The organism is Rhizobium sp. Root1212, assembly GCF_001424985.1.
Lineage (GTDB): Bacteria > Pseudomonadota > Alphaproteobacteria > Rhizobiales > Rhizobiaceae > Pararhizobium.
Genome location: NZ_LMDA01000024.1, coordinates 196,841 through 220,981 on the forward strand (window position 1 = coordinate 196,841; position 24,141 = coordinate 220,981).

A 24,141-nucleotide genomic window follows, 5' to 3' on the forward strand; every position below is an offset into this window, starting at 1 on the left:
GCGCATGATGCACAAAACAACAAAATATCGGAGGAAACGCCCATGGCCGTGGAACTGAGCCCGCGCAGCCTGATCGACAACACCGCCGAGCCGAAAAGTCCGCCCTTGCCGGCGACTTCGGCGGAAACGCTGACGGTGCTCGTGCACTATTACCGCGGGGAACTCGGCCGCATGGCGGGTTGGCGCGACCGGATCGACCGCACGACCAACTGGGCGATTACCGTCGTTGCGGCGCTGCTTTCCGTTTCGCTTTCGACCCCGACCTCCCATCACGGGGTTCTGCTGTTCGCCATGCTGCTGGTCTCGCTGCTGCTGTTCATCGAGGCGCGCCGCTACCGGTTCTTCGATGTCTACCGGGCGAGGGTGCGGCAGATGGAGCGGGGCTATTTCTCGCCGATGCTCGGGCCGACCGCTGCCTTCCAGCCGAACTGGTCGGCGCCGATCGCCGACAGCCTGCGGAAACCTGCCTTCCTGATGAGCTACCGCGAGGCGATCTGCCGGCGGCTTCGGCGCAATTATTACTGGCTGTACCTGATCCTGCTTCTGGCCTGGGCGCTGAAGCTCTACGCGCCGACGCTGCAGCCGGGTGGCGAAACCGGCACGTTCATGCAGGAATTGAGCAATGCCGCCACGCATGCCAGCCTCGGGCCGCTGTCCGGCTGGCCGGTTCTGGCGATCGTGGCCATCTTCTATGCCGTGCTCACCTATGGCGCGTTCCATCGCGAACCGGGCGAGGGCGAACTCGCGCACGGTGAGGTGCATGTCTGAGAGGGCGGTCGTCAGTTGATGACGAATTCGCCCTTCAGCGCGCGCCAGTCCGAGGCCGAAATCAGCTGACGGTGCACGAAGCGCACCGAATGGATCGGCCCGTCCAGCTTTTCCCGCCAGAATTTCAGAAAACTCTTCATTTCCGGGAATTCCGGCGCCAGATCGTAGTGCTGCCAGACGAAGCTTTGCAGCAGGCTCTGGTGATCGGGCATGCGGTAGAGGATCTCGGCTGTCGTGATGCCGTAACCCTTCATTTGCAGTTCCATGTCGTTTGCCATGGCGACCTCTCATCCTGTGGAGTGATGGTCCCTGTAAGGAAACGACCTGAGTGGTTAATTGGTTGCTAACGGCTGGTGCTACGGAGAAGAAAAACTTTTCTGTTCAATAGCTTGGCAGCACGTCGCATCGAGTGCTGCCAAGCTTTCCGCTTCACCTGCGCTTCAGGTGGCGGGTCAGGCGGTCTTCAAGCCAGACCCAGAGATTGCGCAACGCCTCGACCATGACGAGATAGAGCACGGCGGCCCAGATATACATCTGGTAATCGAAGGTGCGCGAGAAGGCCCGGCGGGTCTCGCCCATCAGGTCGAAGACCGTGACGATGGCGACGATAGCCGAACCCTTGATCATCAGGATGATCTCGTTGCCATAAGGGCGCAGCGCCACGATCATTGCCTGCGGCAGGATGATCTTGAAGAAGGCGATGCGGGCGGGAAGCCCAAGGGCGGCCGCCCCTTCGCGCTGGCCGCGCGGCACGCTTTCGATCGCACCACGCAGGATTTCGGCCTGATAGGCGGCGGTGTTGAGCGTGAAGGTCAGCAGCGCGCAGTTCCAGGCATCGCGGAAGAACCACCAGAGACCGACTGATTGCAGCTCCGGCCGGAAACTGCCTAAACCGTAATAGACGAGGAAGAGCTGGGTGATCAGCGGCGTGCCGCGGAAGAAATAGACGTATCCATAGGCAAGCCAGGAGAGCACCTTGTTCTTCGACATGCGGGCGAACACGATCGGCAGCGACAGTGCCGCACCGAGCGTAATCGAGCAGGCGACCAGCAGCAGGGTGACGCCCAGGCCGGATATGAAGCTTGGGCCGTATTTCTCGAATTTCGCCGGGTCCCAGCCGTCGACGATGATCAGGAAGAGGCCGACGGAGGCCGCAAGCCACACGCCGAGCAAGGCGCGGCCGATGAGGCGCTGGGTGGTATAGGTCTTTATCGCCTCGGGCGGCGCCGGCTGCGGCGGAATAAGGGTTTCGATCACGCTCATCGTGCCACCTCCGAGCGCTTGGCCCACCGTTCGAGCATGGCAAACGCGATGGACGAGACCATGGCGAGGATGAGGAAAAGCAGGCAGGCGACCCCGAAGAACTCGAAGGCCTTCTTGCTGACGCGGGCGGCAATGCCGGTCTGACGCAGGATATCCGGCAGCCCGATGACCGAGACGAGGGCGGTATCCTTCAGGAGCGCCATCCAGAGATTGCCGAGGCCGGGTAGCGCGATGCGCACCAGCTGCGGCAAAATGATGAGACGCATAGTCTTGCCGCGGTGGAAGCCGAGCGCATCGCCCGCCTCGTACTGGCCGTGCGGAATGGCCTTGAAGGCCGACAGCAGCACCTCGGAGCAATAGGCCGAGAACACCACGCCGAGCGCTATCATGCCGGCGACGAAGGCGTTGATCTCGACCGGCTCGTCATAGCCGATCGAAGCGAGGAAGCGTTGGGCCAGCACCTGCAGGCCATAATAGACGATGAATAGCGTCAGGAGTTCCGGCAGGCCGCGAAAGATCGTCGTGTAGATATTGGTGGCGAGCCTGAGGGATTTGTCCTCGCTCTGCTTGGCAAGCGCGATGAAGAAGCCGATGAACAGGCCGACGGGCAGGGTACAGATCGCCAGCGACGCCGTGATCATGAAGCCGTAGGCGATCTCGTCACCCCAACCTGCATCGCTGCAGGCGAGAAGCGTGCCGGAGCCGAAAAGCCGGAAGATGCCGATCGGGCCGCACAGCGGATCTATGATCGATCCGAACCACGATACGGCGGAAGAAAGCGCGGCGAAAAGTCCGCTCATGCCAGATGATTCCCCTTTGTTTCCAAAATGCGCCGCGGTTTCCGCTTGTCACACTCCGGGTCCCTGTTCTTGCGCATGCATGCGCGGGAAGTCTTTGAGCTTCCTCTTATGCAGTTCTTTTCAAACAAAAAGGGCGGAAGGACAAGCCTCCCGCCGCCGCATTTTTCAAGCCTTGCACGGCTTTCTCGGAAATCAGCCGCCGTAAACGTCGAACGGGAAGTACTTGGCGTTGATTTCCTTGTACTTGCCGTTGGCGCGGATCGCGTCGATCGCCTTGTTGAATTTTTCGCGCAGCGCGTCGTCGCCCTTGCGCACGGCAATGCCGGCGCCGGCGCCGTTGATGACGGGATCGACCGGCAGGGCGCCGAGCAGCTTGCAGCAGGCGCCGTCTTCGGTCTTCAGCCATTCGGAAAGAACGACGATATCGTCGATGACACCGTCGATGCGACCGTTGGCGATGTCGAGTTTATATTCTTCCGACGTCGGATAGAGCTTCAGTTCCGACTTCTTCATATGCGCTTCGGCATAGTTGGCGTGGGTGGTCGAGCCCTGCGCGCCGAGCGTCTTGCCGGCAAGCGCCTCTTCGGTCGCCTCGGTGATCGTCGAATCCTTCGGAACGACGATGGCCGGCGGGGTATTGTAATACTTGTTGGTGAAGTCGACCTTTTCCTTGCGCTCCGGCGTGATCGACATGGAGGCGATGATGGCGTCGAACTTCTTGGCAATCAGGCCTGGGATGATGCCGTCCCAATCCTGGGTGACGAAGGTGCAGTCGGCCTTCATTTCCTCGCAGAGCGCCTTGGCGATGTCGATGTCGAAGCCGGTCAGCGTGCCGTCTGCTTCCAGGTTGTTGAAGGGCGGATAGGCGCCTTCGGTGCCGATGACGATCTTGTCGCCGTCGGCCATGGCGGATGTTGCCATCAGCGCGAAAACGGCGGCCGAGACGGCGCCTGCGAAACGTTTGGAGATACGCATTTTGATCCTCTCTGTTGGCGGACATCCGATTATTTCTCTTGTCCGGATGCCGAAGGTCCGGCCTCTTGCGGGCCGGTCCGAGCGGATATTCTTATGCTTCAGAGACAAAAATCAACAGGAAAACAGGGGTATGTCAGTGATTTTTCACAAAGGCTGCTGGCCGTGGCGATGCTTGCGCCTATCTCCGCTCTCGATGAACGGCGCATTCATCCCGAGTTAATCCGGCTTTCTCTAAAAACGGATCGAGTGTGCTGCCACATGCCTTTGAATTGTCACAAGGCGTTTGCAAGGAAAGCCGCAGATAAGCCGGAATCGGCCTTTGCCGGTATCGGGCGAACGCGAAGGAGAAAAATAGCATGACCAAGCGATCGAGACTTTTTGCCACGGTGGCATTGCCGGTGCTTTCGGTATCCCTTGCTTTCGAACCGGCGCTGGCCGACAGCCTGAGAAAACCCTTCGAGGTGGCGCAGGAGGAGAGCATCCAGGCCCCGGACGGGGAGCAGGTACCGGAAGAGCTTCTGCGCAAGCGCCGCAAGAAGCAGGATGCCGAGCAGCAGCAGGAAGCCCAGCCCGAGCAGCAGGCCCAGCCGGAAGAGCAGCAGCAGGAGCAGCCCCGCCGCCGCAAGCAGCGTGATGCCGAACAGCAGCAGGAGGCTCAGCCCGAACAGCAGGCCCAGCCGGAAGAACAGCCGCAGGAAAAGCCGCGCCGCAAGAAGCACGATGCCGAGCAGCAGCAGCCGGAAGCCCAGCCCGAACAGCAGGCCCAGCCGGAAGAACAGCCGCAGGAAAAGCCGCGCCGCAAGAAGCGGGACGCCGAGCAGCAACAGCCGGAAGCCCAGCCCGAGCAGCAGGCTCAGCCGGAAGAGCAGCCGCAGGAAAAGCCGCGCCGCAAGAAGCACGATGCCGAGCAGCAGCAGCCGGAAGCCCAGCCCGAACAGCAGGCTAAGCCGGAAGAGCAGCCGCAGGAAAAGCCGCGTCGCAAGAAGCAGGATGCCGAGCAGCAGCCGGCTGAAGAGCCTGCGGCCACGCAGCAGGAGCCGACCGAGGCGCAGCCCGCCGACAAGAGCGACGCCGAAAAGGCCACCGAAGATCGCCGCAAGCGCGCCCGTGAAGAGCGCCGCAAGCGCGAGCAGCAGGAGCAGCCGGCCCAGACCGAAGAGCAGCAGAAGCCCGCCGACGAGGCCCGTCCGGCTGACAATCAGGGCGATGCAGACAAGGCAGCCGAAGAACGCAAGCGCGCTCGCGAAGAGCGCCGCAAGCAGCAGGAGACGGAACAGCCGGCGACGGAAGATCAGGCCCAGCCCGGAGTCGATGGCGAACTGCGTCCCTCCATCGACGGCAACAGTGATAATGCGGAAGGCCGCAAGCCCCGCGACCGCCGCCAGCCGCCGCCGGAAGTGAAGGACACCCGCACCGAAGCCGAGAAGGAAGCCATCGCCAAGGACCCGTCGAAGACCGACGAGACCGTGGTGCTGCCGACCGATAACGGCGCCGCCGTGCTCGACAGTGACAAGGACGCCGACAACCGGGGCGGCAACAAGGCGCGCGAACGTCGCCGCGAGCAGCGTGAGCGGGCGCGCACCGAGGATCAGAATATCGAGGTGCCGAAATCCGACGCCGAAGCCCAGGCCGACCGTCGTGACCGCCGTCCGAGCCGCGAGGAACTCGGCGAAGCCATCAACGAACGCGGCCGCCGCATCGACCAGGCGCCGGAATTCGGCCTGCCGGATCTGATCGACGCGCTCACCGGCAACAATCGCGAGCGTCCGCGCGTCGAGGAGCGGGGCAACCGCACGGTCATCGATTACGACGGCGAGATCTACGTGCGTGGCGACGACCGTCCGCGTCTGCGCCGCGATGCGCAGGACACCTACTACGAAGAGCTGCCACGGGGCCGTACCCGCGAGGTCATCGAGCGTCGCGACGGTATTCGCATCGTGACGATCTACAATCGCTACGGTGATATCGTGCAGCGTTCGCGTATCGATGCCGACGGGCGCGAATATCTGATGATCTATGCGCCGGAAGCCGATGAAGGTCCGCGTCCGCCGATGATGGATGCCGGCGAGGACCTGCCGCCGATGCGGCTGCGCATACCGGTGCGTGACTACATTATCGATACGTCGAGCGACCCGGATCGTAACTACTACGACTTCCTGGCCGAGCCGCCGGTCGAGCGTGTCGAGCGCACCTATACGATCGACGAAGTGCGCAACTCCGCCCGTATCCGCGACAAGGTGCGCCGTATCGACCTCGATACGATCACCTTCGCGACGGGCAGCGCCGAGGTGCCGATGTCGCAGGCGAAAACCCTGCGCAAGGTGGCCGACGCCATGCTGGAAGTCATCGACAAGGACCCCGGCGAGACCTTCCTGATCGAAGGCCACACGGATGCGGTCGGTTCGGACGAATCGAACCTGGTGCTCTCCGACGAGCGCGCCGAATCGGTCGCTTCGCTGCTGAGCCAGGTCTACGACATCCCGCCGGAAAACCTGGTGACCCAGGGCTATGGCGAGCGCTACCTGAAGATCCGCACCGATGGTCCGGAACAGGAGAACCGCCGGGTGACAATCCGTCGCGTCACCCCGCTTGTCCGGCCCGTCGCGCAGAAGTGATTGGCCCGCGCAAGGCGGACGATATAGGTGGAAGCAGCCCGGCATCGCGCCGGGCTGTTTTCGTTTTTGTGCTGTTGTTTTCCCGATGAACCGTCTCGCTATCCTCATCGCAGCCTTCGTGGCTGCCGCATCTGCCGCTTCGGCGGCAAGCCGCCTGTCGGAACCGACATTGCGGATCGAGCCGGCCGGCAAGGGCAGGGCGCCGCAGGTGGCGCTGACCTTCGACGCCTGCAGCGGCCAGACGGACATGCGCATCCTGACGACGCTGGTTGGCAACAATATCCCCGCGACGATCTTCGTGACCGCACGCTGGCTGAAGCGCAACGATGGGGCGCTGGCCATCCTGAAGGCGCATCCCGACCTGTTCGAAATCGAGAATCACGGGGCGATGCATGTTCCCCCGGTGGACCGGCCGGTTCTGATCTATGGCATTGCCGCAGCCGGAAGCCCTGAAGCCGTCGCTACGGAAGTCGAGGGCGGTGCCGAGGCGATGCGGGCGCGCGGTTTTGAGCCGCACTGGTATCGCGGCGCGACGGCCAAGTACACGCTGAGTTCGATTGGCGAAATCCGTACGCTCGGTTTCCGCATCGCCGGCTATTCGGTGAATGGCGACGATGGCTCGCTGCTTTCGGCCAAGGGGGTGGTGAAGCGCTATCTTTCGGCGCGCGACGGCGACGTGATCATCTCCCACATCAATCAGCCGACCCATGCGGCAGGCAGCGGCGTGGCCGAGGGTATTCTGGCGCTGAAGGCGAAGGGATACCGCTTCGTCAAGCTCGACGATGCCATCGAGGATGGCAGTGACGGCACTGTAAACTGACGGCCCACGCGGAAGACATTGAAAAACCTGTCGGGATGACCGATCTTATCGGTTTGGGCCGCCGGGGACGGCGGTCCCGTCGATCGATGGAGTTTTGAGATTGAGTGTTGCCTTCGTCAAAGAGGAAAGTGCCGAGACCGCGGCCGAAACGCAGCTGCCGGATCGTCCGATCTCGCCGCACACGAACCTCGTGACGGAGGCGGGCCTGAAGGCGCTGGAGCTGCAGCTGCAGGCGGCCCGCGAGGCCTATGAGGCGGCAAGCGCGGTCGAGGATATCAACGAGCGGCGCCGGCAGGCGGCCAATCCGGCGCGGGACCTCCGATATTTTTCCGAGCGGGTTCGCACCGCCCAGCTGATGCCGGCGCCTGCATCTGCGGACGCCGTTGCCTTCGGCAGCACGGTCACCTTCAGCCGCGACGACGGGCGGGTGCAGACCTACCGCATCGTCGGGGAAGACGAAGCCGATCCGAAGGCTGGTTCCATCTCCTATGTCTCGCCGGTGGCGCGGCTGCTGTTCGGCAAGGCTGTCGGCGATGTCGTGATGGTGGGCGATCAGGAGCTTGAGGTGACGGCTATTTCGTAGACAGGCCCGTTACTTGCTCCACGAAATCGGCAATGCTTGCCGTATCATCGAGATCGAAAATCTTGAGGTCTTTATCGGTGACCGGGTGATCGGCGGCGATGGCGAGGATGTGCGGGTCGGTCGGGGCGAGTGGCGTGCGGTTGGCAGCCTCCAGCCGGCGAGCCTCGATCTTGGGGATCGGTTCGCGCTTGTAGCCTTCGATCAGCACGAGATCGCATGGGGCGAGGCGGGAGAGGATTTCCTCGAAGCTCGGCTCGGGTGCGCCGCGTAGCTCGTGCATGATGGCGTAGCGCGTGCCGGAGACGATGGTGACCTCATGGGCGCCGGCCTCGCGGTGGCGATAGCTATCGGCGCCGACTTTGTCGATATCGAAATCATGATGGGCATGCTTGATCGTCGAGACGCGCCAGCCGCGGCGGGTCAGCTCCGTGACGAGGCGGACGGCAAGGCCCGTCTTGCCCGAATTCTTCCAGCCGGCAATGCCGAAGATTTTGGGTGCCGTCATCGCTGAAGCGCTCCGATATCTCTGAATATCTGTTCCGCCCGGACAAGGTCTTCGGGGGTGTTGACGTTGAAAAAGGGATCGAATGCCTCGATCGGCGTGAAGGGGACGGCGCGCATCCGGTGCCTTTCGATGAAGGCACGCACGCGGCGTTTCGGATCGGTGCGCAGGAAATGATCGAGGTCGTCGGCAAGCGAAACCGGCCAGAGGCCGAAGACGGGGTGCATCGTCTCTTCAGAGAAAGCGATGGCGATGTCATCGGGAGTTTCGATGGCGGCCGAGAGTTTTTCCACCAGATCCAGGGGGAAGAATGGCGCGTCGATCGGCACCGTCGCCACGTGGCTTGCGGCGTGGCCGGCCGTTTCCCTGATGGCAGTGAGGATACCGGCAAGCGGGCCGACGTGGCCGGGTACGACGTCGGCGACGGGCGTGAGGCCCTGCAGGCCTTCGGGCGGCACCGGGCCGTTCCAGTTGAGGGAAAGCCGCGCGGTCTGGGGCGCGAGGCGAGCGGCGACATGGGCAAGCAGCGGCGCACCGGCCAGCATCGCCAGCGCCTTGGGGTGACCCATGCGCGAGGAAAGGCCTCCGGCGAGGATGAAGCCGGGAGGCTTTTGGCTGGCGATTGCGGGTTGCTGCTGCATGGTTCTTTCGTCGCGGCTCTATTTAGCGATGACCGGTCGCCGCCTGTTTTCCCGCGCCAGCGTGTAGAGGCCGGAGCTAATGATGATGCCGACACCGGTCATCGTCCAGATATCCGGCTTTTCGGAAAAGAACAGAATTCCGATGCCGATCGACCAGATGAGACTGGTATAGCGCAAGGGCGCGACGATGGCGATTTCGCCGAGCCGCATGGCAAGCACGATGTACTGGTAGCCTATGAGCAGCACGAGGCTTGCCGCGGCCAGATGCAGGACGGACGTCATCGACATCGGTTGCCAGCCGCCAAGCGGCACGACCAGCACGGCGCCGGTCAGCGTGATGATGACAGCCGTCGTCGCGGAGATGAACAGCGACGGCACCTCCGGCGAAATGCGGCGGGTGCAGAGATCGCGGACCGCGGCGGCCACGACGGAGGCGGCAACGGCGATCGATGCCGCGCTGAAGCCGTCCGGGCCGGGGCGCAGCACGATGAGCACACCGATGAAGCCGACAAGGATCGCAAGCCAGCGCCTCCAGCCCACCGGCTCGGCAAGGAACAGGGCCGCACCTGACGTTACGGCAAGCGGCAGCGCCTGCAAGATGGCCGACGCATTGGCGAACGGCATCTCGCCGAGCGCCGAGATATAGGTGATCGCGGCAACGACTTCGGCGACTATGCGCAGCGCGATGATCGGGTCGAGCAGCAGGCGAAGCGAGCGGAAGGCGCCGAAATGGCGGGCCAGAAGCAGAACCAGCACGGAGGTCATGACGCCGCGCACCAGCATGATCTGCCCCGGATTCATCACGCCGGTCACGGATTTCACCAGCGCGTCGTTGACGGTGAAACCCGCCATGGCGAGGCACATGAAGATCGCGCCGCGCAGATTTGCCGAAGATTGCATTTTGTCCTGCGGGAGCGCCTGATGGCTGAAATGAGGAGGGGACTTCTCTAAAGCACCCGTATCCGATTTGTGCAATCGTCAATTCCGGGATGTTTCGATTTGGTGCACGCAATTGGATTTAGTCTTCAGTGCGCAACACGCATTGCGCGTATATTCGCTTTAGAAACAACACCCTGACTGCAACGATACGGACTTTATAGAGACAAAATTAAGTCTCGCCACCTATCGTCGCGGTACTCCGCTCTGATGTCGCATGATGCGAACGTGGTTGACGTTGCGTGAATCGTTCCGCCGCCGACCCAGCCGACTGGCCCGCCTATCTGCGCGCCGGTTCCTTGGCCCCTTCGCTGGTGGCCGGCGGGAATGTCCGGTTTGCCAAAGATGGAGTTTGGAATGTCCCTGATCGACCGGTCGCTGCAGCGTCTGCGCATCGTCACAAAGGTTCTGCTGTTCGTCGTGCCGCTGGTCGTTCTGATCGCCGGCATCGGCCTAGTCGGTTACAACACGGCCAGCACGCTCAATGGCCACATGACCGTGACGCGCGAGACCATCAACAATCTCTCGGATTTCCAGGCGCTGCGCAGCGGCCTGCAAGCCTTTGCCGACCAGCCGACGGCCGAGAATCTGGACGCGCTGAAGGCACGGATCGCCGATCAGGAGGCCGGGGTCGAACGGCTGGATGCGCTGCTTGTGGCCAATGCCGACAAGGCCAAGATCGAGGCCGTCGTGGCGCTCGGCCCCGCCATGCTCCAGCGCGCCGAAGACCTCTGGGCGGTCAAGAACGAGCGCGACACGGTGACCGCGTCGCTCGACAAGGCCATGGCCGACATGACCGCGCAGGGCAACGCCGCCTATCGCCAGATCGATATCATCCGCAAGGAATCGGACGAGAAGGAATCCTTCGCCAAGGCGCTGCTGTTCGATGCCGCCGCCTATCAGGGTCTTGCCGAACGTACCAAGAAATTCCGTCTGCCGGTCACGCTCGGCGCTTCCGCCGATGCCAAGATCGAGGCTGCCAACAAATTCCTGCCGCATCTCCTCAAGCAGATCGACGAAGCCGAGCGCATCGCTTCTCCCAAGGTGCAGGAGCAGATCAAGGCGCTGAAGGCCGAAGTGCAGAAGATCAGTGACGTACTCGTCAGCACCGACGACAACGAGACGAAGAAGACCAAGTTCATCCCCGTGATGAGCAAGCTGAACAAGTTCGAGGCCGATTTCGCCAAGGAAGCCGCAGCCAATTCCGATACGGCCGCCAAGCGGTTCGTCGGCATGGATGCCGAAATCACCACGCTGAAGACGCTGATCTCGCTGATGAGCGAGACTTTCAAGGGTCTTGACGTGACGCGGTTGCATATCAGCGAGCTGCACCGCTCGCTCGATGCCGGCAGCCGCGCCAAGGTCATCGAGGACATCGCCGCCGTCAAGGCGACCGCTGCCGAACTTTCGAAGCTTGGCGCCAAGAATGCGGCGCTGCGCGATCTCGCCGGCAAGCTTGAGCCGTCGCTTGCCGCTATCGACGCGGGCTCCGCCCAGCTGATCGATGTCGGCGCCCGCTGGCAGGCCGGCAAAACGGCCGCTTTCGATCTCGTCGCCTCCGCCAGCCAGACGCTGGAAAACTTCGTCAGCAGTGCCCAGGAAGCCGGCAAGAAGGACAGCCAGCGTTCGGCCAATGTCTCGATCATCGCCATGGTGGCCGGCACGTTGCTCGCCATCGTCGGCGGCCTGATGCTGGTCGAGACGCTGCGTGGCCCGCTGAAGCGCGTTACCGAAATCATGACCCGTCTTGCCAATGGCGATCTGGAAGTCGCCATCGAAGGCCGCAACCGCGGCGACGAGATCGGCGACATGGTGCGCTCGGTCGCCGTCTTCCGCGACAATGCGGTCGAAAACGTCCGGCTGGAACAGGAGGCGGAAGCGGCCCGCGTACTCTCCGCAGAAGAGGAAGCCAAGCGCAGCCGCGAGCGTGCCCGGATCGAGGCCGAGCAGATGGAGGCGTTGAATGCGCTCTCCGACGTGCTCGGCAAGCTTTCCGACGGCAATCTCGAAGCCGGCATGAGCGAAGACCTCGCCGCCGACTACGTGGTCATGGCCCGCACCTACAACAACGCCGTCGAGGCGCTCCGGGCAACGCTGACGGATGTTCGCGTCGTCACCGGCGAAATCACCGGCGGCACGGGTAATCTCTCGGCCTCGGCCGACGATCTCGCCCGCCGCACCGAGCAGCAGGCGGCAGCCCTCGAGGAAAGCTCGCGGGCGCTGCGCCAGTTGACCGAGATCGTGCGCTCGACGGCCGAAAGCGCGCGCAAGACCACGGTTTCCGTCGACGAGACCCACAACTATGCCCGCCATTCCGGCGAGGTGGTCTCCAAGGCGATCGACGCGATGGCGGCGATCAACCGCTCGTCGGAGAAGATCAGCACAATCATCGGCGTCATCGACGAGATCGCCTTCCAGACCAACCTCCTGGCGCTCAATGCCGGCGTCGAGGCGGCGCGGGCAGGCGAGGCGGGCCGCGGCTTTGCCGTCGTAGCGCAGGAAGTGCGTGAACTGGCGCAGCGTTGCGCCAGTGCCGCCCGCGAGATCAAGGGGCTGATTTCCGTCAGCGCCGAGCAGGTGCGCGGCGGCGTGGCACTGGTTCAGGAAACCGGCGATGCGCTGACGGTCATCAACGATCACATCTCGACCATCCATCAGCTCGTCAGCAACATCGAGGCGGCGGCGGCCGACCAGTATCGTGGTCTCAATGAGGTGAACCAGGCGGTGCACGAAGTCGAGTTGCTGACCCAGCAGAACGCGGCGATGGTGGAAGAAAATACCGCCGAAATCCACGGCCTGCGCCAGCAGGTGGACACGCTCAACGAGAAGATCGAGCGCTTCAAGACGGGCACGCGGGTCCAGTCGATGAGCTATGGCCGCAGCTACGCGGCGTAAACTGAAGCTTTGATTATGAAAAATGAAGGCCCGCGCATCGACGCGGGCCTTTGCATATGGGGATCAGCGTAGGCAATCGGGTGCGAGAATCGCCCCTCACCTAACCCTCTCCCCGCTTGCGGGGAGAGGGGACGACAGAGCGTGCGGCATCTTCCTTCTCCCCGCGGCGGGGAGAAGGTGCCCGACAGGGCGGATGAGGGGCTGGCAGGCTGTGAGATCAGCCGGATGGTTTCTGGACCGGGCCTCCGGGAGGCAGGCCGAAGAAGACTTCGACGGAGCGGATGCGACCGTTTGCCGTCGTGAAAAGCTCGGTGTTGCGGAAGGCTTTTCCGCGCAGGGATTTGGCGTCGTAGGTCACGAAGCAATGATCGCCGAATACGGCGAGATGGCGGATATCGAAATACTCGAAGCTGCCGGCTGCTGGCCAGCATCGCTCGAAATAGGTCTGGCGATCGATGTGGTCGTCATAGGGGCTGGTGAAGGTGAAGTCGGGGCCAAGCAGGCTTTCCATCCTGCCGCGATCCATCGTCATGTAGCAGTCGAAACTGCTGCGAACCAATGTCTCAATCGTATCCGTCATCACCGTGCCTCCGCTTGTGACGGAGGCGAACGTGCATGCCGTGCGCTTTGTTCCGGAGCGTCAGCCGCCGGTGACGCTCATGTGGCGCGACACGGCCGGGCGATTATGGGTGCGGTCGATGATGAAATCGTGGCCCTTGGGCTTGCGGGTGATGGCTTCGTCGATGACGCGGGAGAGGTAGGCGTCATCCTCCGAGGCCCGCAACGCGGTGCGCAGGTCGGCGGCGTCGTTCTGGCCGAGGCACATATAGAGCGTGCCGGTGCAGGTGAGGCGAACGCGGTTGCAGCTCTCGCAGAAATTGTGGGTCATCGGCGTGATCAGGCCGAGACGGCCGCCGGTTTCCTGAACGGTCAGATAACGGGCGGGGCCGCCGGTGCGGTATGGGTTTTCGCTGAGCGTGAACTCCTGCGCGAGGCGGTCGCGCATTTCCGACAGCGGCAGGTAATAGTCGGTGCGGTCTTCGTCGATCTCGCCCATGGGCATGGTTTCGATCAGGGTCAGGTCCATGCCGCGGCCATGCGCCCAGCGCAGCATATGCGGGATTTCCTCGTCGTTGAGGCCCTTCAGCGCGACGGCATTGATCTTGACGTGGATGCCGGCGGCCTGCGCCGCGTCGATGCCTTCGATCACCTTCGAGAGCTCGCCCCAGCGGGTGATGCGGCGGAATTTTTCCGGGTCCAGCGTATCGAGCGAGACGTTGATGCGGCGCACGCCGCAATCGGCCAGTTCGGCGGCGAAGCGGGCGAGTTGGGAACCGTTGGTGGTCAGCGTCAGCTCGTCCAGCGCGCCGGCCCGGACCTGTTCGCCAAGCGAGCGCACGAGGAACATCACGTTCTTGCGCACCAGCGGCTCGCCGCCGGTGAGCCGCAGCTTGCGCACGCCCTTGTCGATGAAGGCGCGACAGAGGCGGTCGAGTTCTTCCAGCGTCAACAGGTCCTTCTTCGGCAGGAAGGTCATGTTTTCGGCCATGCAATAGGTGCAGCGGAAATCGCAGCGATCGGTGACGGAAACGCGCAGGTAAGTGACCGCCCGTCCGAAGGGATCGATCATCGGGGCTTGGACGCTGCCAAGCGGCAGGGCGCCGGATGTATCTGCTACGACCGTATTCACCACGTACTCCTCTGGCGATAATGTCGTTTCGCGAAGCGGTCACGTCAAGGCATGGAAGCGAAAATGCGTTCCATTCCGGACGTTAAGTGATGGCATATCGCGCCGATAGCATCGGAAAATGTGAAAGAGTGTCACATCCAGCATGGGTTTCGTGGCCAAATCCTTGCAAGTGCGCTACTGGCAGTTTGCGGGCCGGAATCGTCCGGCGACCGGGAAGGAGGCGCGACATGAGCGAAATCTGGCCGACCGAATTGCGCGTGTCGAAGGACAGGCACCGGCTGACGGCGAGCTTCAACGACGGCAGCTCCTACGATCTTTCCGCGGAAATGCTGCGGGTGCTGTCGCCCTCCGCCGAGGTGCAGGGCCATGGGCCGGGGCAGGGCGTGACCGTGCCCGGCAAGCGCAATGTCGCGATCCTCAGCATGACGCCGACCGGCAATTATGCCGTCCGCATCGGTTTCGACGACATGCACGACACCGGCATCTTCACCTGGACCTATCTGCGGGAACTCGGCGAAAAGGGCGAGGCGATGTTTGCCGAATACGAGCAGGCGCTCGCTGAAAAAGGCATGAGCCGCGACAAGGCGGAACGGCCGCGCTGACCGGCGTCATGCGCCTGTCATGGTGCGCGGGCAGAGAGCGGTAAACGGCAAGGGGACCAGACGATGACCATCATCCGCAGTATCGAGGAACTGCACGCGCTCTACGGCGCCACCAGCGAGGCCTCCATGGTCAAGGTGACGAAGACCTTGACGCGGGATTATGCACGGATGATCGAGGCTTCGCCCTTTGCGGCTCTTGCCACGGTCGGGCCGGAAGGGCTCGATTGTTCGCCGCGCGGCGATGATGAGCAGGTGGTGCGCGTCGCCGACGACCGCACGGTGCTGATGCCCGACTGGCGCGGCAACAACCGGGTCGATTCGCTGGCCAATATCGTGCGCGATCCGCGGGTGGCGCTGATGTTCCTCGTTCCCGGATCCAATACGGCCATGCGCATCAACGGCACTGCGGTCGTCAGTGTCGATCCGGCGCTTCTGAATGCTTTCGAAGTGGATGGGAAGAACCCGCGCAGCGTCATCGTGGTGACGATCGGCGAGGTCTATTTCCAGTGCGCGCGGGCGTTGATGCGTTCGCAGCTGTGGAACCCCGCGCGGTTTGTCGATCCTCGGGCTCTGCCGACGCCGGGCGATCTGCTGAAGGCGGCGAAGGCCGATTTCGATGCTGCGACCTATGATCGGGAATGGCCGGAACGCGCGGCCAAGACGATGTGGTGATCTGCAAACGCCTAAAGACCGCGCCTCCATCTCGGAGCGCGGTCTTTTTCTGTCCACCGCATCAGTTGCGGACGATGACCTTGGTGCCGATCGTGACATTGGCATAGAGGTGCTCGACATCCTCGTTCGCCATGCGGATGCAGCCGGAGGACATGGCCTTGCCGAGAGACGACGGCTGGTTGGTGCCGTGGATGCGGTAGATGGTCGAGCCGAGATACATAGCGCGGGCGCCGAGCGGATTGTTGATGCCGCCCTTCATGGTCACCGGCAGGATATGGCCCTTCTTCGCCTCACGGGCGCGCATCTCGGCCGGCGGGTTCCAGGTCGGCCATTCGGCCTTGCGGCTGACGGTGTTTGTGCCGGTCCAGATGAAGCCCTTGCGGCCGACGCTGATGGCGTACTTCATCGCCGTGCCATCGCCGAGAACGTGATAGAGGCGGCGCTCGGAATTATCGACGATGATGGTGCCGGGCGCGACTTCCTCGGCGAAAGCGACCAGTTTGCGCGGGATCGGCGCGCGGCTGATGTCGTTCTTCGGCTTGGCCTTGCCCTGCGTCAGGGCCTGCAGCAGGCTGGTCCTGGCGGTGGCCGATTGCAGCGAGGCGACATCGTAGCTCGCGGTCTGGCCGGCGGCGAAGGCGGTGGTGGAAAAGAGCGTGGCGGCGGCGATCAGCGTGGCGGCGAAGGTTTTCATGTCCCATATCTCCCGGTTGTGGGAGCTTGCCGGTTCCTTCCGCTGCCCCCGTTATGGAGCCTTTTTAGCCTGGGGCAATAAAGCCCGCTGTTTCCTTGGGAACGGGGTGTTTGCAATACGAAAAAGGCCCGCGGCGAGGGCGGGCCTTTCTCAGGAATGGGACGGGTGACGCCTACTTGCGGTAGATCAGCCAGCTCTTGCCGGCATCCTTCTTCATGCCGTCTTCAAACAGCATGCAGCGGTTGCGGCCTGCATTCTTGGCGCAGTAGAGGGCGACGTCGGCCTTGTTGTAGAGATCGACCGGGTCTTCGGCGGCGGGCGCCTGGCAGACGCCGATCGACAGCGTGATCGGACCGTAATTGACGCCGGATTTCGAATTCTTGAACGGCGTGTTGGCGAGTGCTACGCGGATGCGCTCTGCCACCTGCAGGCTTTCTTCCTGGGTGCTGTCGGTCAGGATGATGGCAAACTCCTCGCCGCCGGTGCGGGCGACGAAGGCATCGCGGCGCAGATTGGTGCGGATGACCGTGCCGACGGTTGCCAGGATCTTGTCGCCGACGGGATGGCCGAAGCTGTCGTTGACCTTCTTGAAGTGGTCGATATCGGCGATCAGCAGGCCGGTGAAGCTCTGGGAATCGGAATTGTAGATGGCGGCCAGCCGCTCGTCGAAGGCACGGCGATTGGCAAGCCGGGTCAGCGAATCGGTGTTGGCGATGCGCTTGTACTCGTCGAGTTCCTGACGGATGACCTCCATCTCGAAGGATTTCATCGAGACGTTTTCGGCCCGCTCCTTGCCCTGGCTCATCGTATCGACGGTGGCTTCGGACAGAATGCCTACGGCCTGACGCAGGAGATCGGCGCTGGTGTTGCTCTTGCTGGAGATGTTGCGATAGGTCTCGTCGAGTACCTTGTTGTAGTTTTCGAGCGCGAATTGCTCCTCCCGCAGAAGCTTAAGCAGGTCGGCCAGCTCGAGGGCCATCTGGTTGTGCACCTTGTCGATGCCGGCGGGGTGAAGGTGGCTGAAATAGCGGGCACCGATCTCGTCCAGCTCTTCCTGCGTGGCGCGACTGCCGAGCGCTGCCAGTTCCTTGGTCAGCTTCGGGTTGGAGCCGATATAGGCCTCGTAGTAAAGCTCGTAATTGCGCGGGATCGGCGAGACACCCATCATCCGCATCGCATAGGTGACCTGCGCTGCGATATCCGGCATCTGGATCTTTCCCGAGGTTGCCGACTGCATCTGGCAACTCCTTCAGTGCTGTTGTTTCTGCACCGTTAGTTCTAGGGATAAAAGATTTTGGAAGCCTTAACGTTTCGTCTCGTGCATCGCCGGCATTCACTTCAACCACAATGAAAAAGCGGAGCGCCTGGACGCTCCGCTTCTTTTCAAGCGTTTGCCGCAAAAAGCATATCAGGCGGGGCTGATCATCGTTTCCGGGCGAACCACCTCGTCGAACTCGGCGTCCGTCACATAGCCGCCGCCGACGGCTTCCTCGCGCAGGGTCGTGCCGTTCTTATGGGCGGTCTTGGCGATCTTGGCCGCATTGTCATAGCCGATCTTCGGCGCGAGCGCCGTCACCAGCATCAGCGAGCGGTCGAGCGCCGCCTTGATGTTGTCCTCGCGCGCCTCGATGCCGACGACGCAATTGTCCGTGAACGAGATGGCGGCGTCGGACAGCAGTTGTACCGACTGCAGGAAGTTATAGGCCATCAGCGGATTGTAGACGTTCAGCTCGAAATGGCCCTGGCTGCCGGCGAAGGTGAGCGAGGCATTGTTGCCGAACACCTGCACGCAGACCTGGGTCAGCGCTTCGCACTGGGTCGGGTTGACCTTGCCCGGCATGATGGAAGAGCCTGGCTCGTTTTCCGGCAGCGACAGTTCGCCGAGGCCGGAGCGCGGGCCGGAGCCGAGGAAGCGGATGTCGTTGGCGATCTTGAAGAGGGCGGCCGCGGCCGAATTGATCGCGCCGTGCGAGAAGACCATGGAATCATGGGCGGCCAGCGCTTCGAACTTGTTCGGGGCGGTCTTGAAGGCGATGCCGGTGATGGCCGCGATCTCGTCGGCGACCTTTTCGGCAAATCCGATCGGGGCATTCAGGCCCGTGCCGACGGCCGTGCCGCCCTGCGCGAGTTCGCACAGGCCCGGCAGCGTCATCTCGATGCGCTTGATCGAGGAGGCGACCTGCGCGGCATAGCCGGAGAATTCCTGGCCGAGGGTGAGCGGCGTCGCGTCCTGCGTGTGGGTGCGGCCGATCTTGATGATGTGATCGAAGGCCTTGACCTTGGCTTCGAGGGCGGCGTGCAGATGCTTGAGGGCCGGCAGCAGGTCGTGGACGACGCGCTCGGCACAGGCGATGTGCATGGCCGTCGGATAGGTGTCGTTCGACGACTGGCTCATGTTGACGTGGTCGTTCGGGTGCACCGGCTTCTTGGAGCCCATGACGCCGCCGAGCATTTCGATCGCGCGGTTGGAGATCACTTCATTGGCGTTCATGTTCGACTGGGTGCCGGAGCCGGTCTGCCAGACGACGAGCGGGAAGTGGTCGTTGAGCTTGCCGTCGATGACTTCCTGCGCGGCCGACACGATGGCCTCACCGATCTTCGGATCGAGGCGGCCGAGCGCCACGTTGGCACGGGCGGCGGCCTGCTTGACGATGCCGAGGGCACGCACGATCGACAGCGGCTGCTTTTCCCAGCCGATCTTGAAATTGCCGAGCGAACGCTGCGCCTGGGCGCCCCAGTAGCGGTCGTTTGCCACTTCGATCGGGCCGAAGGTATCTGTTTCAGTGCGCGTCGATGTCATCCGTTATCCCTCATTTCCTCATGCGGCCGGGCGGAACTCTGGATCAGCCGGCGGCCGCGCTGGCCTTGGTGATGGGCATCTCTCTGGCCCAGCCGCAGGGGGTTGTAAAGGGGCCGGGAAGGCTGCGGCCATGCTACAATCGTTTAAATACGGGAAGGGATGGAATCGCCGGCTGACCAGTCTGTCCGGCGTGACGTTTCCGTCACATCCGCCACCAGATTTTTCCGGGTGCCGTTGCGCAAATTTTATCTCCGCACCCACCGTCGGGGTGCTCACGGAAAAATTATCGCAACAATTCAAATTTTTGCGGGGTCTTGCGCGTTTCCCCGGAGGCCGAAAATGTCACGTGAATGTGACGTCTCGGACGGGCTTGAAGGAGGGCGCGTTTCCTTTTCATTCACCAACCTTTCTTATAAGCAATTAAGCACGATCGCCGCAAAGCCTTCGTGCAGGGCCGGACCTCAAGCCGGCCACGGGCGGCAATGCGAGACAGGGACGACTATACTCATGAAATTTATGAAGACCGCAGCGATCGTAACCCTTCTTGCCGGGTGTGCGTCCGCGTCGTTCGGCGTAACGAACGCGAATGCGATAACCCTGATGGAATGGCTGAACAGGAAGAAGCAGCCGGTGGCCGAAGCGGTTCAGCCGTTGCCGGGCGTCGGGACATCGCTGCAGCAGCCGGCTGAAAAGCAGGCTTCGCGCCCCACGCCGAAGGTCAGCTCGCCGCGCTACTACACCTATAAGGCCGATCCGGTGCGCCGCATCCAGACGGCTGCCAAGGCGACCGATCCGGTCGTTACCGGTTCCGTGCAGAACAGCGACCTGCCGCCGATGCTGCGCGCGCCGCTGACCGATGTCCGCCAGTATCTCGCCGATGTCTCGGCGCTCGCGCCCGGCGAAGTCGCCAAGGCCGTCGAAGGGTACTACGGCGCGAATGGCAAGTTCATCTGGATCGAGGGCACGAGCATCAATGCGCAGGCGAAGTCCGTCGTCGCCGTGCTTGCAGATGCGGCGTCCGTCGGACTCGACCCGCGCGATTATGCCGTGGAGATGCCCACCGACGATTTCGATCGCAACGACATAGCCGCCCGCGAAAAGACGCTGGTCGATTTCGAAGTCCGCCTGACCTCTGCGGCGCTGACCTATATCCAGGACACGGTGCGCGGCCGCATCGATCCGAATAAAATCTCCGGCTATCACGATTTCAAGCGCAAGAGCGTCAATCTCTCCGGCAAGCTGAAGGTCATCGCCAGCAGCCATGACGCCGCCGCGTTCCTGAAGTCGCAGAACCCGTCGAGCCCGGAATTCCTGGCGCTCGTAAAAGAACTTGCAACCTTGAAGGCCCAGAACGACGACGCGCCGCGTATCGAGATCGCGCCCGGCACGCTGCTGAAGCCCGGTATCGCCAATCCCGAGCTTGCCAATGTCATCGCCGGCATCCGCCAGAAGGGTTCGGATGCGCTGAAGGCCGAGCATGCGGCAACGCTGGCCGCCTATCAGGGCACGCCGGATTACACGCCGGAACTCGTCTCGCTGGTCGAAGGCTTCCAGAAGGAAAACGGCCTGAAGGCGGACGGTATCGTCGGCAAGGCCTCGATCCGCTTGCTCGTCGGCGACGATTCGACGGCCGACCGTATCCACAAGCTTGAAGTGGCGATGGAACAGGCGCGCTGGCTGCCTGCCGATCTCGGCAGCCGCTACGTTTTCATCAACCAGCCGGCTTTCATGGTCTATTACCACGACCAGAACAAGGAACAGTTCTCGATGCGCGTCGTGGTCGGCTCGAAGTCGAACCAGACCTATTTCTTCGAGGACGAAATCCAGACCGTCGAGTTCAATCCTTACTGGGGCGTGCCGCAGTCGATCATTATCAACGAGATGCTGCCGAAGCTGCGCTCCGATCCGGGCTATCTCGATCGCCTCGGCTATCAGGTGGAAGTCGGCGGCCGGCCGGTCTCGTCCTATGACGTGAACTGGGGCGGCTCGACCTCGGGCATCGCCGTGCGCCAGCCGCCGAGCAGCGACAACGCGCTGGGCGAACTGAAGATCCTGTTCCCCAACAGCCATGCGATCTACATGCACGATACGCCGTCGAAGAGCTTTTTTGCCCGCGATCAGCGCGCTTTGAGCCATGGCTGCGTGCGCCTTGCCGATCCGCGCCGGATGGCGGCGGCGGTGCTCAATACCTCGGTCGACGATATCGCCAAGCAGATTTCGGGCGGCCGGAACAAGGGTGTGCAGGTGCCGCAGCGTATTCCGGTCTATGTCGCCTATTTCACGGCGTGGCCGAACAAGGACGGCAAGGTCGAGTATTTCGACGACGTCTACGAGCGCGACATGTATATGGACCGCGCCTTCGAGGCGACCCGCACGGCGCGTCAGGCCGAAGGCTGATTGCGATTGATCGATGAAACGAAAAAGCCGGCCCAGGAGGCCGGCTTTTTTGTCTATCGGAAGCGTCCGGAACTCTCTTTTCGTCATGCTCGGGCCTGTCCCGAGCATCTACCAGCCTCTCCGTTTATGCGGACAGGCTGGAAGATCCTCGGCACGAGGCCGAGGATGACGACGGTGGGTGAGAGGCCTGCAAGTCTCAAGCCGCCACGAACAGGCTTTCCACCAACTCCGGGGTCAACTGGTCGAAATGGGTGATGATCGTCGTCGGCGTCAGGCTTTCGATGGACACGTCGGAGTAGCCGAAGGGCACGCCGATCGAGGGTACCGAAGCATTGCGGGCGACGAGGATGTCGTTGAGGCTGTCGCCGATCATCACGGCGCGTTCCGGCCTGCCGCCGGCAAGGCGGATGGTGGCGAGCAGGTGCTCGGCATCGGGCTTGCGCACCGGGAATGTATCGCCACCGGTGATCGCTGCGAAGCGGGAGGTCAGGGACAGGCCGTCGAGCAGGCTGCGGGCCAGCATTTCCAGCTTGTTGGTGCAGACCGCGAGCGTGAAGCCCTTGGCCGACAACCGGTCCATGGCGGCGATCAGGCCGGGATAAGGCAGCGATTCGCCTGGCATCGAACCATGGTAATAATCGACGAATTCCTTCATCTGCCAGTCGAGATCGGCAGCGCTCAAGGGGGCGTTGCGCAGTGCGAATGTGCGCTCGATCATCGCCTTGGCGCCATGACCAACGAGATGGGTGAGGTCGCCATAGGTCACCGGCTGCAGGCCGGCCTGCACGACGGCGTGGTTGAGGCTGGCGATGAGATCGGGGGCGGTATCGACGAGGGTTCCGTCAAGATCGAAGACGACTACGGGGGCGGACACGGCAGGACCTTTCGGAACGGGCATTGGATATATAGGGGCCGGGGTAGGGGAAGCCTCGCGAAAAATCAATCGCGACTTGCGGGGATGGCTAATGGCCTCGAATTGGTCTCACGCCTCTTTTGGGCTTTTGTTTGCCGCGCGGCGCGTGTAAACGTCTGAACGGAATTGGAAGGGGCGCGCGGTTCTGCTGTGGCGCTCCTCTTGCTAACAGGGAGCACGCGGCGCATGGACGCCCGCCAAATGAAGATCAAGGCTGCCGCGGCAGCGCTCGAGCATGTCGAAGACGGCATGCGTCTCGGTATCGGCACCGGTTCGACGGCCGAGGAATTCGTCAGGCTTCTCGCCGAAAAGGTCGCGAACGGTTTCCGCATTCAGGGCGTTCCGACCTCTGAGCGCACGGCGCGGCTTTGCCTCGAACTCGGCATTCCGCTGAAATCGCTGGACGAACTGCCGGAACTCGACCTCACCATCGACGGAGCCGACGAAGTCGATCCTCAGTTGCGCCTGATCAAGGGCGGCGGCGGGGCGCTGCTGCGCGAAAAGATCGTCGCATCCGCCTCCTCGCGCATGATCGTCATCGCCGACGAGACCAAGGTGGTCGAGGTGCTCGGCGCTTTCAAGCTGCCGATCGAAGTCAATACCTTCGGTCTGGTCGCTACCCGCATCGCCGTCGAAAAACTTGCGGCACGCCATGGGCTTTCCGGCGAGATCGTCGTGCGCGGCTCCGGCGACGGCCCGTTCATGACGGACGGTGGACATCTTATTCTCGACGCATCTTTTGGCCGTATTCCTGATGCAGATGCGCTGGCGCGCGATTTGAATGCGATTCCGGGCGTGGTCGAGCATGGGCTGTTCATCGGCATCGCATCGCTCGCGATCATTGCCGGGCCGAACGGCGCACGGGTGTTGGGCGCCTAGCGACGGAACTTGAATTTGAGCCTTGCAGCCGGCCTGCTCGAACGGCGGCGGCGGGGCTGGAGAAATCGAATTATGCGCGGCGCCACGGCGTCTCGCCTTAACGGACACTGACAGGAGCGTTACAGACATGATCAAACTTGCAGGCCTTGGCCGGACCATCGGTGCCGCCGCCGTCATCTTCTCCGCCGTGATGGTGCCTGTCCTGAAGGCGCAGGATGTTAGCGAAGAGCAGCTGAAGGCCGCCCGTGCCGCCATCACCGCTATCGGCGCCACCAACGGCTTCGACAACATCCTGCCGAACTTGGCTGCGCGCGCGAAAACCTCGCTGATCCAGGCATCGCCGAACTACGAAGACCTGATCAGCAAGACGGTCGATGAAAAGGCTCTGGAACTCGCCGCACGTCGCGCCGATCTGGAGCACGAAGCCGCGACGATCTATGCCAAGACCTTCACCATCGACGAGCTGAACGCGATCGCTGCCTTCTACGGTTCCGATGCCGGCAAGAAGCTGCTCAACAACGGCCCGATCGCCTCGCGCGAAATGCTGAAGGCCGCCGACATCTGGGCCGCCGGCATCTCCCGCGATCTGAATGCCGCGACGTCCAAGGCGCTCGAATCGACGCTGGTTCCGAAGACCGAAGCCGCTCCGGCAGGCACCCAGCCGGCACAATAAGCCTTTCGGGCAAAATCACGATG

General features: G+C 62.7%; 24 protein-coding genes. 11 read left to right on the forward strand and 13 right to left on the reverse strand.

Annotated features, from left to right (window positions below):
- Positions 1–42: 42 nt before the first annotated feature.
- Positions 43–768: a DUF2270 domain-containing protein gene (locus ASC86_RS20765; RefSeq protein WP_056325689.1), complete on the forward strand. Its 726-nt coding sequence runs from the start codon at positions 43–45 to the stop codon at positions 766–768.
- An 11-nt stretch (positions 769–779) separates the two neighbouring features.
- Here the strand turns inward: ASC86_RS20765 and ASC86_RS20770 are convergent, their stop codons facing one another.
- The 4 genes from ASC86_RS20770 to ASC86_RS20785 form a co-directional block, all read right to left on the reverse strand.
- Positions 780–1,046, reverse strand: a complete 267-nt coding sequence (locus ASC86_RS20770; protein WP_056325691.1) for an aspartate-semialdehyde dehydrogenase — start codon at positions 1,044–1,046, stop codon at positions 780–782.
- 151 nt (positions 1,047–1,197) lie between these two features.
- The gene (locus ASC86_RS20775; RefSeq protein ID WP_056325694.1) at positions 1,198–2,031 is read right to left on the reverse strand and encodes an ABC transporter permease; all 834 of its coding nucleotides are present in this window, start codon (positions 2,029–2,031) and stop codon (positions 1,198–1,200) included.
- Positions 2,028–2,831 carry an ABC transporter permease gene (locus tag ASC86_RS20780; RefSeq protein WP_056325696.1) on the reverse strand — a complete coding sequence of 268 codons (804 nt, stop codon included), beginning with the start codon at positions 2,829–2,831 and terminating at the stop codon, positions 2,028–2,030. The genes ASC86_RS20775 and ASC86_RS20780 overlap by 4 nt, the downstream gene beginning before the upstream one ends.
- Before the next feature lie 192 nt (positions 2,832–3,023).
- Positions 3,024–3,806 carry an ABC transporter substrate-binding protein gene (locus ASC86_RS20785; RefSeq protein ID WP_056325699.1) on the reverse strand — a complete coding sequence of 261 codons (783 nt, stop codon included), beginning with the start codon at positions 3,804–3,806 and terminating at the stop codon, positions 3,024–3,026.
- 93 nt (positions 3,807–3,899) lie between these two features.
- Here ASC86_RS20785 and ASC86_RS25970 point away from each other — a divergent pair, with 93 nt between their 5' ends.
- The 4 genes from ASC86_RS25970 (at position 3,900) to greA (ending at position 7,824) form a co-directional block, all read left to right on the forward strand.
- Positions 3,900–4,166, forward strand: a complete 267-nt coding sequence (locus tag ASC86_RS25970; RefSeq protein ID WP_156387142.1) for a hypothetical protein — start codon at positions 3,900–3,902, stop codon at positions 4,164–4,166.
- Positions 4,163–6,421 (forward strand): OmpA family protein, encoded by a 2,259-nt coding sequence (locus ASC86_RS20790; protein WP_056325701.1) that lies wholly within the window; start codon positions 4,163–4,165, stop codon positions 6,419–6,421. The genes ASC86_RS25970 and ASC86_RS20790 overlap by 4 nt, the downstream gene beginning before the upstream one ends.
- A gap of 85 nt (positions 6,422–6,506) precedes the next feature.
- Positions 6,507–7,241, forward strand: a complete 735-nt coding sequence (locus ASC86_RS20795; protein ID WP_056325704.1) for a polysaccharide deacetylase family protein — start codon at positions 6,507–6,509, stop codon at positions 7,239–7,241.
- Between the two features lie 100 nt (positions 7,242–7,341).
- Positions 7,342–7,824: a transcription elongation factor GreA gene (gene greA / locus ASC86_RS20800; RefSeq protein WP_056325707.1), complete on the forward strand. Its 483-nt coding sequence runs from the start codon at positions 7,342–7,344 to the stop codon at positions 7,822–7,824.
- On the opposite strand, the gene mobB is transcribed toward greA, so the two are convergent.
- From mobB to ASC86_RS20815, 3 genes are read right to left on the reverse strand one after another with little or no spacing between them, the layout of a single operon-like run.
- Positions 7,814–8,329: a molybdopterin-guanine dinucleotide biosynthesis protein B gene (gene mobB / locus ASC86_RS20805; protein WP_056325709.1), complete on the reverse strand. Its 516-nt coding sequence runs from the start codon at positions 8,327–8,329 to the stop codon at positions 7,814–7,816. The genes greA and mobB overlap by 11 nt on opposite strands.
- Positions 8,326–8,967, reverse strand: coding sequence for a molybdenum cofactor guanylyltransferase MobA (gene mobA, locus ASC86_RS20810; protein WP_056325711.1), 642 nt, complete (start codon positions 8,965–8,967; stop codon positions 8,326–8,328). Before mobA ends, mobB begins: the two co-directional genes overlap by 4 nt.
- A gap of 18 nt (positions 8,968–8,985) precedes the next feature.
- Positions 8,986–9,867 carry a DMT family transporter gene (locus ASC86_RS20815; protein WP_056325714.1) on the reverse strand — a complete coding sequence of 294 codons (882 nt, stop codon included), beginning with the start codon at positions 9,865–9,867 and terminating at the stop codon, positions 8,986–8,988.
- A 393-nt stretch (positions 9,868–10,260) separates the two neighbouring features.
- On the opposite strand from ASC86_RS20815, the gene ASC86_RS20820 reads away from it, so the two are divergent.
- Entirely contained in the window at positions 10,261–12,798 is a 2,538-nt protein-coding gene (locus ASC86_RS20820) for a methyl-accepting chemotaxis protein (RefSeq protein ID WP_056325716.1), read from the forward strand.
- 217 nt (positions 12,799–13,015) lie between these two features.
- On the opposite strand, the gene ASC86_RS20825 is transcribed toward ASC86_RS20820, so the two are convergent.
- Together ASC86_RS20825 and moaA are read right to left on the reverse strand one after the other, a co-directional pair.
- Positions 13,016–13,378, reverse strand: a complete 363-nt coding sequence (locus ASC86_RS20825; RefSeq protein ID WP_056325719.1) for a nuclear transport factor 2 family protein — start codon at positions 13,376–13,378, stop codon at positions 13,016–13,018.
- A 60-nt stretch (positions 13,379–13,438) separates the two neighbouring features.
- On the reverse strand, positions 13,439–14,428 hold the full coding sequence (gene moaA, locus ASC86_RS20830) for a GTP 3',8-cyclase MoaA (protein ID WP_156387151.1): 990 nt from the start codon (positions 14,426–14,428) through the stop codon (positions 13,439–13,441).
- A 287-nt stretch (positions 14,429–14,715) separates the two neighbouring features.
- Between moaA and ASC86_RS20835 the strand changes: the two genes are divergently transcribed.
- A complete protein-coding gene (locus tag ASC86_RS20835) occupies positions 14,716–15,090 on the forward strand; it encodes a DUF971 domain-containing protein (protein ID WP_056325722.1) in 375 nt (124 codons plus the stop codon).
- Between the two features lie 63 nt (positions 15,091–15,153).
- Positions 15,154–15,762, forward strand: coding sequence for a pyridoxamine 5'-phosphate oxidase family protein (locus ASC86_RS20840; RefSeq protein WP_056325725.1), 609 nt, complete (start codon positions 15,154–15,156; stop codon positions 15,760–15,762).
- 61 nt (positions 15,763–15,823) lie between these two features.
- Here the strand turns inward: ASC86_RS20840 and ASC86_RS20845 are convergent, their stop codons facing one another.
- From ASC86_RS20845 to fumC, 3 genes are all read right to left on the reverse strand, one after another.
- Positions 15,824–16,456 (reverse strand): L,D-transpeptidase, encoded by a 633-nt coding sequence (locus ASC86_RS20845; protein ID WP_056325726.1) that lies wholly within the window; start codon positions 16,454–16,456, stop codon positions 15,824–15,826.
- A 172-nt stretch (positions 16,457–16,628) separates the two neighbouring features.
- Positions 16,629–17,693, reverse strand: a complete 1,065-nt coding sequence (locus tag ASC86_RS20850; protein ID WP_056325729.1) for a GGDEF domain-containing protein — start codon at positions 17,691–17,693, stop codon at positions 16,629–16,631.
- Positions 17,694–17,864: 171 nt separating this feature from the next.
- The gene (gene fumC, locus ASC86_RS20855; protein ID WP_056325731.1) at positions 17,865–19,256 is read right to left on the reverse strand and encodes a class II fumarate hydratase; all 1,392 of its coding nucleotides are present in this window, start codon (positions 19,254–19,256) and stop codon (positions 17,865–17,867) included.
- Between the two features lie 507 nt (positions 19,257–19,763).
- Between fumC and ASC86_RS20860 the strand changes: the two genes are divergently transcribed.
- The gene (locus ASC86_RS20860) at positions 19,764–21,653 is read left to right on the forward strand and encodes a murein L,D-transpeptidase (RefSeq protein ID WP_056325734.1); all 1,890 of its coding nucleotides are present in this window, start codon (positions 19,764–19,766) and stop codon (positions 21,651–21,653) included.
- 196 nt (positions 21,654–21,849) lie between these two features.
- Here the strand turns inward: ASC86_RS20860 and ASC86_RS20865 are convergent, their stop codons facing one another.
- Positions 21,850–22,527: an HAD family hydrolase gene (locus tag ASC86_RS20865; RefSeq protein WP_056325736.1), complete on the reverse strand. Its 678-nt coding sequence runs from the start codon at positions 22,525–22,527 to the stop codon at positions 21,850–21,852.
- Positions 22,528–22,752: 225 nt separating this feature from the next.
- Here ASC86_RS20865 and rpiA point away from each other — a divergent pair, with 225 nt between their 5' ends.
- Positions 22,753–23,445 carry a ribose-5-phosphate isomerase RpiA gene (rpiA, locus tag ASC86_RS20870; protein ID WP_056325737.1) on the forward strand — a complete coding sequence of 231 codons (693 nt, stop codon included), beginning with the start codon at positions 22,753–22,755 and terminating at the stop codon, positions 23,443–23,445.
- A 127-nt stretch (positions 23,446–23,572) separates the two neighbouring features.
- The gene (locus ASC86_RS20875) at positions 23,573–24,118 is read left to right on the forward strand and encodes a DUF2059 domain-containing protein (RefSeq protein ID WP_056325740.1); all 546 of its coding nucleotides are present in this window, start codon (positions 23,573–23,575) and stop codon (positions 24,116–24,118) included.
- Positions 24,119–24,141: the final 23 nt, after the last annotated feature.